The organism is Roseobacter sp. HKCCA0882 (assembly GCF_037805225.1).
Lineage (GTDB): Bacteria > Pseudomonadota > Alphaproteobacteria > Rhodobacterales > Rhodobacteraceae > M30B80.
Genome location: NZ_JBBLYI010000001.1, coordinates 1,013,297 through 1,025,633 on the forward strand (window position 1 = coordinate 1,013,297; position 12,337 = coordinate 1,025,633).

The following is a 12,337-nucleotide window of genomic DNA, read 5'->3' on the forward strand; positions in this document are numbered from 1 at the left end:
ACAGGGCAATGGGGTCGCTGCTGCGTTGGTTTGTGCGGATCACCTCAGTGGTGATCTTTGTGGTCGTGGTTGCAACCACGATTGCCTATTGGTTTGCCGCGCGATCCCTGCCCCAGTATAACGCCACATGGCGTATGGCAGGCTTGGAAAACGGCGCCGAGATTGTGCGCGCCCAAGGGGCAATCCCGCATATATTTGGGACGACCGACCAAGATGTGTTCTACGGCCTTGGTGTTGCGCATGCCCAAGACAGGCTATGGCAGATGTTGGTTTTACGCCGCACGGCACAAGGCCGCCTTTCTGAAATATTCGGAGACCGCAGCCTACGCAGCGATGACCTCATGCGCCGCCTTGATCTAGAGGCCTATGCGGAAGCATCTTATGCCAATTACTCGGCAGCCGCCCGCAACGATCTCGAGGCCTATGCCGCAGGGGTCAATGGGTGGTTGGATCAAATCGCGCGCGAGGCCTTAGGGCGTGGTGCGCCCGAATTGTTCTTGTTTGAACCCGATATCGCCCCATGGCGACCGCAAGACAGTATCGCAATCTCAATGTTGATGGCCCTTACCTTGAGTGACCAAGCGCAAAGCGATGTCTTACGGGCCCGCGCGATTTTGGCCCTAGATCGCCCTGAACGCATTCGAGATTTGCTGCCCGATGCCCCGGGTGCGGGCATCGCGGCGCTGCCGCAATATGCAAGCCTATTCAACGCAGATCCCAGTGATTTTGCTGAAATCACAACTATGCCCCGCATTGAGAACCCGCTCTATCCTGTGGCGCCCCGCGGCCTTGCGGGTGCGTCCAACGCATGGGCCGCAGCCCCATTTCGCGCCACAAGCGGCGCGACCCTTCTGGCCAATGACCCCCATTTGGGTTTAAGCGCCCCATCGATTTGGTATCTGGCGCGGCTTGAACTGGCTTCAGGCGGGGTGATTGGGGCGACCATTCCTGGCATGCCCATCGTGGCCGTTGGGCGCTCTGATCGTTTGGCATGGGGCATGACCTCGGCCTATATCGATGATATGGATCTCTTCGTTGAAGAACTTGATCCAAACGATCCCACGCTTTACCGCGCGGGGGCGGAGTTTATCCCCTTTGAAACCCGCCAAGAAATTATTCAGGTCGCCGATAGTGCGCCTGTAACCATCACTCTGCGCAACAGCCGAAATGGCCCCGTCATCCCTTCGACCCATTGGCATTTGGGAACGGTCACGCCTGAAAACCATGTCATGGCTTTGGCATGGACGGCGCTCAACCCCCGCAATACCAGTTTGCAAGCGGGGCTTGCCTTGATGCGTGCGCAATCCGTGGATGCAGCCATTCGCGCCACGCGCGCTCATATCGCGCCCTCGCAAAACCTGACTTTGGCCGATAGTGCAGGCAATATTGCGCTGCAGGTCATTGGCCGCCAACCCCGCCGCAATCCTGAGATGATTGGTCAGGGGCGCATCCCTGCGCAAGGATGGCTTGACCAGAACCGATGGCGCGGCATGATGCCCGCTGAGGCCAATCCAAGCTTTGTGAACCCAGAGGGCGGCATCGTTGGCAACACCAATAACAAAACGATAGATCGCGCCTTTCCAGATCATTTGAGCTATAATTGGGGCGATACGCAGCGCGTGTTGCGCTGGCAGCGGTTGATGCAAATGCGCGCAGTGCATACGCGCGATAGTTTCAGCGAAGCGCAGCTTGATCCCGTCTCTGCTGCGGCTGTGAATATTCTGCCTCTGGTTGGGGCGGAGTTGTGGTTCACAAGCACAACCGCCCCCGAAGGCACGCCCGAGCGGATGCGCGCCCGCGCCTTGGAGCGTTTGGCGGATTGGGACGGCAATATGAACGAGCATATGCCCGAGCCCTTGATCTACATCGCGTGGATGCGCGGGCTGCAACAGCGGCTGATCCGTGACGATATCGGCCCCTTGGCTGATCAATTTTATGCGGTTGAACCAATTTTTATCGAGCGCGTGTTCCGTAACATCGATGGCGCAGCGGTCTGGTGTGATCTGCGAACAACATCGCGCGTTGAGACCTGCCCTGAAATCGCAGAGGCCGCGCTTGACGGTGCCTTGCTTGAATTGCGCGAGACATATGGTGCGAATTTGGACAGTTGGCGGTGGGGCGCGGCACATGAGGCGGTGCATCGTCACCCCGTCTTGGGCCAAACCGATCTTTTTTCGTGGATTGTGAATATCCGCCAATCCACATCGGGCGGGCCGCATAGCCTGATGCGCGGGGCCATTTCATGGGAGGGGGATGCGCCCTATGAAAATCGTCACGCGGCAGGCTATCGCGGGGTATATGACTTTGCCGATCTCGACAGCAGTGTCTTTGTCATTTCCACGGGCCAATCAGGCCATCCGTTAAGCCGTCATTATGACGACTTATCTGAACTGTGGCGGCGCGGTGAATACCTTCCCATGAGCCTTGATCCAACCCTTGCGCGGGCAGGAAACCTTGGGATCACAACCTTGATCCCGCGCTAAAGTTTTGAAAACCGCGCACTTTGGGTGGCAGTCCATTCGACTGTGAAATGCTGGCCCTGATCATCAACCTGCTCTTCGCGCACCACGCCCTGCTCAAACAGCCATGCACGCGCGCGGCCTGCGGAATGGGGCAGATGCAGGGTTTCGGTGATCTTTGGCGGGGCCAGTTGCGCTGCAATCATGCGGTGCAGGTGATCTACCCCCTCGCCTGTCAATGCAGACATTGCGACAACATCAGTGCGCCGCGCGGCTAACACGCGCAAACTGTCCTGCGCCTCAGGGCCAAGTCGGTCGATCTTATTCCATCCTTCGATCTGCGGCACATCCTTGGACACCCCCAATTGCTCAAGGATCAAATGCACTTTGGCGGCCTGTTCCTCGGTTTGCGGGTGCGAAATGTCGCGCATATGCACAATAAGATCAGCGTCCAAAACCTCCTCCAAGGTGGCGCGAAAGGCCGCCACCAATTGGGTCGGCAAATCCGAGATAAAGCCAACCGTATCAGACAAGATCACCTCTGACCCATCAGCCAAATGAATGGCGCGCATGGTTGGATCAAGCGTAGCAAAAAGCATATCTTGCGCCAAAACATCCGCACCGGTTGCGCGATTGAACAGCGTGGATTTCCCCGCATTGGTATATCCCACCAAGGCCACAACGGGATAAGGCACTTTGGCGCGCGCCGCGCGATGCAAAGATCGGGTTTTGACCACCTTTTCCAATTGCCGCTTCAGGCGCACCATTTGCGCGTCAATGGCACGGCGGTCTGCCTCAATTTGGGTTTCGCCAGGGCCGCCCACGAACCCCAAGCCACCCCGCTGACGTTCAAGATGCGTCCATGCACGAACAAGGCGGGTGCGCTGATAGGACAGGGCCGCCAAGTCGACCTGTAACACCCCCTCGCGGGTGGCGGCGCGGGCTGCAAAAATCTCAAGGATCAGGCCTGTGCGATCCAGCAGCTTGACCCCCCAATCCTTTTCCAAATTGCGCTGCTGCACGGGCGTAACAGCGCCATTGATCAAGACAAGCCCCACATCGTGGTCTTTGATTTGATCTTTCAACTCCGCCAATTTGCCCGTGCCAAACAAGCGCCCCGGCTTGGCCGCAGGCAGACGCACCACCTGAGACAGGGCCACCTCAAGATCAGGCAGCGCCATGGCAAGTGACACCGCCTCCTCAAGGGCTGCGGTGGGTTCGGGACGGTTCTTATCGCTAAAGATGTCAGGGTGGAGAACCAAGGCGCGCATATCCGCGCCCTTGGTCAGACCTTCATCACGGCCTTTATTTGGCGTCACTCTTCGCCTTCATAGAGACTGATTGGTTGCGCGGGCATAATCGTAGAGATCGCATGCTTATAGACAAGCTGCGACTGGCCATCGCGGCGCAGAAGCACGCAGAAATTATCAAACCAAGTGATGACGCCTTGCAGCTTCACCCCGTTAATCAAGAAAATTGTCACAGGCACTTTTGCCTTGCGCACATGGTTCAGGAAAGAATCCTGCAAGTTTGTTTTCGTGTCGGCCATTTTAGTTTCGCCTTATCGTTGTGCTGTTTGGTTGGCTCCAAACACTATCAGATTGCGTAAAGTATGAAGATAATTTTGGGAAAATTAAACCCCGATTTCAAACTGCCAAAATAAAACGTGAAAAAATATATATTAACCGCGCCAGAACTGGGGCGAGATCAAAGCGACCAGCACCAATGTCTCCATCCGCCCCACAATCATCGCAAAGGCCAATAACATTTTGGCAAGGTCATTCAGACCCGTAAAGCTGATCGCCGTTCCCCCCCCAACAGCGACCAAAGGCCCTGTGGTGGTGAGCGCAGAGATGGTCAAAATCATGGCGGTTTCAAAATCGAGGCCCGTGGCCGCCAAAAGACACATGAACAGCGCCATGGAGAGGGTCAAAAGCATGAAAAACACCCATGCGATATAGGCCCCCTCACGGCGGATACGCCGCCCCAAGCGGCCTGCGCCCGCGACCGAATGCGGGTGGATCAGTTTCTCGACCTCTCGCAACCCGTGCTTATAGAGCGCGTAAACCCGCAGCAACTTCACCCCGCCCGCCGTGGTCGCAACCCCACCCCCCATCAGGGCCAGACCGATCAACACCATGCCCGGCGCATCAATGCCAGACCATTGGCTTGCAGCATCCCAGCCTTGGCTGACAAAGCCCGTTGTGGTCAGGAAAGAGGCCACGGTGAATATGCCCCCCCATAGGGATGCAACCGCATCTGAAAACCGCGCTGTTTCCGTCTCAACGGCACCAAACCAATGGCGCAGGAACAATAGCGCAGGCACGATCACAATCGCGGCTAAGGCCAAACGCACTTCGCGATCTTTTAACATGCGGCGCGGGTATTCGCGGTTCAACGCATGGGTAAAGCTGCGGCGTGACAGGGCGAAGATAAAAAAGATCAAAACCATCGCCTCGGCCCCAACAGAGCCGATTTGACCATTCAAACTGATCCCCGATGTGGACAAGGTTGACATTGCATGGATCAGCGCGGGCAAGCTTTCCGACCCAGTGATCATCAGCAAAACCCACAAGATAATCGTCACGGCGATATAGGTCGGGGCCAAGCGGCGTGCATGTTTGACAAGGCGCTGCTCTGGCGTAGCGGCGCGCATCTGCCCTGCTGATCGGGTCTGAAGCCCCTGCACCTGCGCCTCGGATGTCACCTCATAGCCGCCCAAATTCAGCGGTGCCAAAATCGCAATCGCAGAGAGCCAGATTAAGAAACCGCCAAACCACGCCACAGTCGCGCGCCACATCACCAACGGGTCGCTGAGGCGTTCTGCATCAAAGAAACTGGCGCCTGTCGTAGTTAGGCTCGAAACCATATCGATATAGCAGGTGAAAAACCGGGCATCCTTCATGGAGGCATTCACGGGAAAAGCCAAGATCAGCGGCAAAAGCAGATAGGCCAAAAGCAAGGTGATCAATTGTGTCCACCCCGTTTGCACCCACGCAGAACTGGTGGTTACAAACCCAAGAAGCATTGCCAAGATGAAGAATAAAATCGCGCTGTAAAAGAAGACGCGGCTTGTTGGCATATCGTCTTGCCCCAAAGCCACGATTGAGGGCAATAACATCGCCCCTGCCGAAATCCCGATGAGGATCACGAAAAGCGGCAGTTTAGCGATGCTTTGACCAATGCTCATAATGACTTCACGGGCTGACTAGACGGGCGGGCCGCAGCGGCGGCTGCTTAGAAGAAATCGACCGAGACTTGCAACAGGGCCTCGACCGCAGGCACATCTTTCGACAAAGCGAACATCACGATAATATCGCCCTCATCCAAACGGGTCGAGCCTGCAGGGCGGATCACATCCCCCGCTTTCAGCAGCGCCCCAACCAAAACGCCCTCGGGGAATTCGATATCGCGGATTTGCTTACCTGCAAGCGGCGAGGTTGACATCACTTCGGCCTCAATGATCTCGGCCTCGGCATCGCCTATTGAATAAACCCCTTGCACACGGCCATGGCGGATATGGCGCAGGATGCTCGACACTGTGGTTGCACGCGGGTTGACATAGGCATCAATGTTCAATGGCCCCATCATAGGCACCATAGTAGGATCATTCACAAGCGCAATCGCCATCCCTGCCCCTTCGGCCTTGGCGCGCACAGAGGCGAGAAGGTTGGTTTTATCATCATCTGTGACGCAAAGAACGGCGTCTGATTTATCAATCCCCGCCTCGCGCAGGATTTCGATATCCATGCCGTCGCCATAAAGCACGATGGAGCGTTCCAACGCATCTGCCGCCCTTTCAGCGTGGGCGCGATTGGCCTCAATCAGACGCACGCGGGGGCGATGTGCAGCACTTTCCAATTTGCGCGCAACAGCAAGACCCACATTGCCCCCGCCAATGATCACAACACGTTCTTGGCGCGATTGCGTTTTGCCAAAAATCTCAAGGGTGCGCGCCGCATCATCCGTATGGGTGAAGACGTAAATCTGATCCCCTGCAAAAAGCTGATCGCGAGGTTCGGGGGCAAAGAGCGTGCCGTCACGGCGCACCCCAACGACCATCGCGCGCAAGGTCGAGAACAATTCCGTCAACTGGCGCAACGGAGTTTCCAAGACGGGGCTGTCATCCTCAAGCTGAATGCCAAGCAGCTGCACTTTACCGCTGAGGAATACCTCGGACTCAAAACTTGCGGGTTGTGACAAGCGGCGCAATGCGGCCTCGGCCACCTCGCGTTCGGGGGAAATTACAACATCAATGGGCAGGTGATCCCTACGATAGAGATCGGAATAATCCGCCTTTAGGTAGGATTGCGCGCGCAATCGCGCGATTTTGCGCGGAACCCCAAAGACCGAGTGCGCCACTTGACAGGTGACCATGTTCACCTCGTCAGAATAAGTAGCTGCGATAACCATATCGGCATCGCGCGCGCCTGCGCGCTCTAGCACATCAGGGTGGCTGGCGAACCCCGTGAGGCCCTGCACATCCAACGTATCGGTCGCACGGCGCACCAATTCGGGGTTATTATCCACCACCGTTACATCGTTGCTTTCGCCTGAAAGATGTCGCGCAATTTGCCAACCCACTTGGCCCGCGCCACAAATGATGACTTTCATCTTTCCCGTATCCTTACGCGATAACGTTCAGTGCGCCTTCAAGGGGATCAGGATTGGCAGAAACCCAGCACGGGGTCAATTGCCAATACCCACCCGCATGATCGTGGCTTACTCCACCTCTTCGCCTGCTTGCGTCTTGCCAGATGTCACCACGCCGAGCGATTTCAGCTTGCGGTGCAGCGCGCTGCGCTCCATCCCGACAAAGCCCGCAGTTCGGCTGATATTGCCGCCAAAGCGGTTGATCTGGGCCATCAGATATTGCCGTTCGAACAATTCACGCGCCTCGCGCAAGGGCAGCATGGTCAAACCCGGTGAGAGGCTGGCCTCACTGGTGGCTGATTTTCCTTCATCGCTCATAGGAAGTTCATCCAAGCTGATCGGGCCTGTCCCTTCGCCCAAGATCAAGACGCGCTCAATTAAGTTGCGCAATTGGCGCACATTGCCTGGCCAGCGCATGGTTTGCAAAGTTGCCATCGCATCATCGGCAATTTTGCGCAAAGCCAGACCTTGCTCGCGGTGGAACATCTCGATGAAATATTCAGCCAAGACGGGAATATCTTCGCTGCGCGCTTCAAGGCTTGGCACCTCAATCGGCACAACATTGAGGCGATGATACAGCTCCTCGCGGAAGCGACCTTCGGAAATTTCGTTTGGCAGATGTTTTGTGGTCGAGGAAATCACCCGCAAATCCACATGCACCTTTGAAGCACCGCCAACGCGGGTAAAGGCCTGATCGACCAAAACCCGCAAGATTTTCGACTGCGTGCCAAGGGGCATGTCCGCCACCTCATCAAGCAGCAAAACACCGCCATTTGCCTGCTCAAGTAACCCCTGCTCAACCCCGCGTTCGGGGCTTTCGCGGCCAAATAGCACCACCTCCATCTGATCAGGTGCAATCGCGGCACAGGCCACAGTGACAAAAGGCCCGTCCGAACGGTTGGAATGCGCATGAATATAGCGCGCGGCCATCTCCTTGCCGCTCCCCGCAGGGCCTGTCAGCATCACGCGACCATTGGATTTCGTGACCTTATCCAATTGTGATTTGAGATTGCGAAAGGTGGCAGATTGCCCAAGCATGTCGCCAACCCGCGTCTCGCCACGTTTCAGTGCCGAATTCTCGCGACGCAGTTTGGACGTTTCCATAGCGCGGCGAATGACCACCAATAGCTGATCAATGTTAAAGGGCTTTTCAATGAAATCATAAGCCCCCTGTTTAATCGCTGCCACCGCGATTTCGATATTCCCATGACCAGAAATGATGACCACGGGCACTTCAGGCATATCGCGCTTGACCGTTTTGAGGATATCAATCCCATCCATATGGCTGTCTTTAAGCCAAATATCGAGGATGATCAGCGCGGGCAGCTCTTGCTGTAATTGCGCCATGCATTCATCGGAATTTCCCGCCATGCGCGTGGAAAACCCCTCATCCTGCAGAATGTCGCAAACCAATTCGCGAATATCACGCTCATCATCGACAACAAGTATGTCAGCCATGAATACCCCTCATTTAGCCAATCATTAACGGCAGGTGGATCACCGCCTGCGCTCCTTGATGCGCGCCATCCCCAAATGGCGGCGCATCTCTCAATTCTAGGCTTGCGCCATGTTCTTCGATTATTTTTTTCACAATCGGCAGGCCAAGCCCCGTCCCCTTTTCACGGGTGGTGACGTAGGGCTCGAAGAGGCGCGCGCGGTCTTCGGGCAGGCCAATTCCATTGTCGCTGATTGTGATTTTTAGTACGGGCTGCGCGGCACCAGTTTCAATCGCCAAAGCCACACGAACCTCGCCGTGATGGGGCGTTTGTGGATGTTTCTCACGATATGTTTCGATGGCCTCGCCCGCGTTTTTGATCAAATTGGTAAACGCTTGCCCAATCATGGTTGCGTCAATCTCCGCCCAAATCTCGCCTTCGGGCTTTGTGAGGGTGATCTCAACCTCAGGCTGACCTGCGCGTTGAAGAGTCACAACCCCCTCCAACAGTTTGGCGATATCCTCACGGCGGCGGTTTGGTTCAGGCATACGCGCAAAGCGCGAGAACTCATCCACAATATGGGCCAGATCATTGGTCTGGCGCACGATCACATCGGTCAACTCTTTCAGGCTTTGACCGTCTTCTTCCGGCAAAATCTTAGTAAATTTACGGGCCGCACGTTCCGCTGACAAACGAATAGGGGTGAGTGGATTTTTGATCTCATGTGCAATGCGCCGCGCGACATCGCCCCATGCGGCCATGCGCTGTGCCGCGACCAAATCGCTGACATCATCAAACGCAACCACATATCCCTCAATCGCGCCATCACTGCGCCCCCGCACCGCGATGCGCACCAAAAGCGTCTCTTGCGCCCCATTACGGGTGAGGCGCAATTCCTCTTGCAACGTATCGCTGCCCCGTTCCCGCAAGCGCGAGGGCAGATCAGCAAATTCAGGCACAAGCGCCGCCAAGGCACCGTGATGGTGCAATTCATCTTCAGACAGGCTCAAAAGCCGCTGCGCAGAGCGGTTGATAAACTCAACATCGCCCTCTGCTGTGACACCAATCACGCCAGCCGTAACCGACCCAAGCACACTATCAAAGAGGCGTCTTTGCCCCTCGGTTCTATCATTTTGTTCAACCAAACGATCGCGCTGCGCCTTCAGTTGCAAGGTCATCTGGTTGAACACGCGGCCAAGCGTTGCGATTTCATCGCCACTTTTTTCTTCAGGCACGCGCGCCTCAAGATCACCTTCACCGATCCGTTCGGCGGCGGCGGCCAAACGCCCCACAGGACGCGACAGACGTTCGGCAAACCACAGCCCCAACCAAATGGCCGCCATGATCACAATCAGCGCAAAGCCAATATAGAGCAGGCCAAATTCGAATAACACGCGCCCGCGCTCATTTTCCAATTGTCTGTAAAGCTGCACAGTTTGTTGGGTTTCATCAAGCAGTGACATAATCTGCCCATCCACCTCGCGGCTGACATAGAGATAACGGTCAAGATATTGCGAGAGCTTCAGCAGGGCGCGAAACTCGTTTTGGGCGCGATCTTCGATCAACACCACCTCACCCTCAGTCGCACGGATAAGATCAGGGTCACTGGGTTGATCATAATCAAATAAATACGAGCGCTCCCCGCGCGCGCGAATTTCGCCTGCTGCACTGATCACATAAGCCTCACGCAGACCACGCTGGATAAGGCCCTGCCCTTGCCCCAAAAGACGGCGAAGGTCGCCATCGGTGGCAGCCCCGTCATTGCGGGCGGCATTGTCCAAAAAGGCCGCAAGGGCGCGCACATCCTCGTCTAAATCCGTGCGATGTTCTTGTTGATAAGCAATGGCCGCATCCACCGAATTGCCAAGCGCGCCTGAAACGCGGGTCGAAAACCATCCTTCAAGTCCCATGTTCAAGGTAATGGTTGCAAAGACCGCGACCAAAATGGTCGGCAAAAGTGCAACAATCGCAAAGACACCTGTCAGGCGCATATGCAATCGCGATCCTTGCGAGCGGCTGCGCCGTGCTGCGATCATCCGCACCACTTGGCGCGCCACGAGCGCGGCAATTACAAGAATGTAGACCAAATCCGCCAACAAGATCAGGCGCAAGGCAGGCGAAGAGGCTAAATCGCCAAGCGGGCCAAGCACCAAAAAGGTCAAAAGCGCCAATACAGGCCCGAGCGTTACAAGCCCCAATGTGCCCGCATTGCGCAAGCGTTTGGTGCTTTGTAACAGGATCAATCGGCGCCAAGCCGATATCGCCTTATCATTTGATGGCTTTGCCACCTGCCCCGCCTGTCTTTTACGCGGCCCGCAAAAGCGGCCACTAATTTCGCCTGACGCGCGCCATATGTCGCTCATATGTCACGCCCTGTGGCGGGTTTACATCAATTTGCGCCGCCGTGTCACGCGGATATCGAGATCAGAGACTTTCTTTCTGAGGGTATTTCGATTGATCCCGAGCAAATCGGCGCATTTCGCCTGATTGCCGCCCGTGGCCTCAAGCGCGATTTCCAAAAGGGGCGTTTCAACTTCGCGCAGGATTCGTGCGTGCAAGCCAGGAGGCGGCAAAACACCGCCATGGAGATCAAAATAACGCCGCAAATGCTTGGCCACAGAGGCGGATAAACGATCCCCACCGCCGCCGCCCGTTAATGGCTCCATCGCAGGCTGATTGCCAAGCACAATTTGCAATTCGGCACGCGCGATTTCTTCGCCCTGCCCTGTGACCACCAAACGGCGAATAGTGTTTTCCAATTGCCGCACATTTCCCGGCCATGAATAGGCGCGCATCAATTCAACCGCATCATCGGACAAGCGGCGCAAGGGCATGCCATCGCGTTCAGCGCGGATCAAGAAATGCTCGGCCAAAAGCGCAATATCATCCACCCTTTCGCGCAAGGAGGGCACAGAAATCGACACGCCCCCAAGGCGGTAGAATAAATCTTGGCGGAAATCGCCTGCATCCATTTTTTCGGACAGATCGCGCTGGCTTGTGGCCATTACACGGGCATCATTCTCGCGCAGCGTGTCAAGCAGACGCACGATACGGGCCTGCGCCTCATCGCTGAGATCAGACACCTCATCAAAGAGGATCGAGCCGCCCTTGGCCCGCGCAAGCAGCGTGGAGGGGCCATCGACCCCCTCAAGATCATCGGCGCTTGCCACAACAAAAGGCAGCGTGCGGCGGTCTGAGAAATCATGGGTCGCCCGCGCAATCAGGCTTTTGCCCGTGCCGCTTTCGCCAGAAATCAGAACGGGCAGATCGGTGTTCATCACCCGCGCAACCAATCGATAGAGCGCCTGCATCGCAGCCGTGCGCCCCACAAGCGGCAGATCATGTTGCGCGACAGTGGCGCGCGCCTCGCCATCGGCGCCACTATCCCGCGCAGGCGGCGCAACAGCCGCCCGCCGCTTTTGATCCAGCGCGCGGGCCGCGCGTTTCATCAAATCCGGCAAGTCAAAGGGTTTCGGCAAATAATCATAGGCATCTTTTTCGGTGGCTTGGATCGCCGTCATGATCGTATTTTGGGCCGATATGATGATGACCGGCAGGCCGGGGCGCGTTTCCGTGATCTTCGGCAATGTCTCAAGGCCATTGCCATCGGGCATGACCACATCAGAGATCACCAGATCGCCCTTGCCTTCTTCGACCCATCGCATCAGCGTCATCAAGCTAGAGGTTGCGTGAACCTTGCACCCTGCCCGCGTCAACGCCTGCGTCAATACAGTGCGGATTGTGCGGTCATCATCTGCAACCAGAACGGTGCCATCCATCGTCTCAACT

8 protein-coding genes are annotated in these 12,337 nt (G+C 56.3%); 1 reads left to right on the forward strand and 7 read right to left on the reverse strand.

Translation table 11 applies throughout. From position 1 onward, the window contains the following. Positions 1 to 8: 8 nt before the first annotated feature. Positions 9 to 2,483 carry a penicillin acylase family protein gene (locus AAC622_RS05255; protein ID WP_340260688.1) on the forward strand — a complete coding sequence of 825 codons (2,475 nt, stop codon included), beginning with the start codon at positions 9 to 11 and terminating at the stop codon, positions 2,481 to 2,483. Here the strand turns inward: AAC622_RS05255 and hflX are convergent. The 7 genes from hflX to AAC622_RS05290 form a co-directional block, all read right to left on the reverse strand. Continuing rightward, entirely contained in the window at positions 2,480 to 3,730 is a 1,251-nt protein-coding gene (gene hflX / locus AAC622_RS05260; RefSeq protein ID WP_340261450.1) for a GTPase HflX, read from the reverse strand. The genes AAC622_RS05255 and hflX overlap by 4 nt on opposite strands. 44 nt (positions 3,731 to 3,774) lie before the next feature. Then, positions 3,775 to 4,008, reverse strand: coding sequence for an RNA chaperone Hfq (gene hfq, locus AAC622_RS05265; RefSeq protein ID WP_317654620.1), 234 nt, complete (start codon positions 4,006 to 4,008; stop codon positions 3,775 to 3,777). Between the two features lie 132 nt (positions 4,009 to 4,140). Continuing rightward, positions 4,141 to 5,649 carry a TrkH family potassium uptake protein gene (locus AAC622_RS05270; protein WP_340260689.1) on the reverse strand — a complete coding sequence of 503 codons (1,509 nt, stop codon included), beginning with the start codon at positions 5,647 to 5,649 and terminating at the stop codon, positions 4,141 to 4,143. 47 nt (positions 5,650 to 5,696) lie between these two features. Beyond that, entirely contained in the window at positions 5,697 to 7,073 is a 1,377-nt protein-coding gene (gene trkA / locus AAC622_RS05275; protein ID WP_340260690.1) for a Trk system potassium transporter TrkA, read from the reverse strand. A 108-nt stretch (positions 7,074 to 7,181) separates the two neighbouring features. Continuing rightward, entirely contained in the window at positions 7,182 to 8,570 is a 1,389-nt protein-coding gene (ntrX, locus tag AAC622_RS05280) for a nitrogen assimilation response regulator NtrX (protein ID WP_340260691.1), read from the reverse strand. 13 nt (positions 8,571 to 8,583) lie between these two features. Then, positions 8,584 to 10,911: a sensor histidine kinase NtrY-like gene (locus AAC622_RS05285; protein ID WP_340260693.1), complete on the reverse strand. Its 2,328-nt coding sequence runs from the start codon at positions 10,909 to 10,911 to the stop codon at positions 8,584 to 8,586. A gap of 21 nt (positions 10,912 to 10,932) precedes the next feature. Further along, a complete protein-coding gene (locus tag AAC622_RS05290; protein ID WP_340260694.1) occupies positions 10,933 to 12,327 on the reverse strand; it encodes a response regulator in 1,395 nt (464 codons plus the stop codon). Positions 12,328 to 12,337: the final 10 nt, after the last annotated feature.

Coding starts and splice junctions, on each gene's coding strand:
- AAC622_RS05255 (WP_340260688.1), top strand. CDS start 9: ATGGGGTCGCTGCTGCGTTGGTTTGTGCGGATCACCTCAGTGGTGATC.
- hflX (WP_340261450.1), bottom strand. CDS start 3,730: ATGCGCGCCTTGGTTCTCCACCCTGACATCTTTAGCGATAAGAACCGT.
- hfq (WP_317654620.1), bottom strand. CDS start 4,008: ATGGCCGACACGAAAACAAACTTGCAGGATTCTTTCCTGAACCATGTG.
- AAC622_RS05270 (WP_340260689.1), bottom strand. CDS start 5,649: ATGAGCATTGGTCAAAGCATCGCTAAACTGCCGCTTTTCGTGATCCTC.
- trkA (WP_340260690.1), bottom strand. CDS start 7,073: ATGAAAGTCATCATTTGTGGCGCGGGCCAAGTGGGTTGGCAAATTGCG.
- ntrX (WP_340260691.1), bottom strand. CDS start 8,570: ATGGCTGACATACTTGTTGTCGATGATGAGCGTGATATTCGCGAATTG.
- AAC622_RS05285 (WP_340260693.1), bottom strand. CDS start 10,911: ATGAGCGACATATGGCGCGCGTCAGGCGAAATTAGTGGCCGCTTTTGC.
- AAC622_RS05290 (WP_340260694.1), bottom strand. CDS start 12,327: ATGGATGGCACCGTTCTGGTTGCAGATGATGACCGCACAATCCGCACT.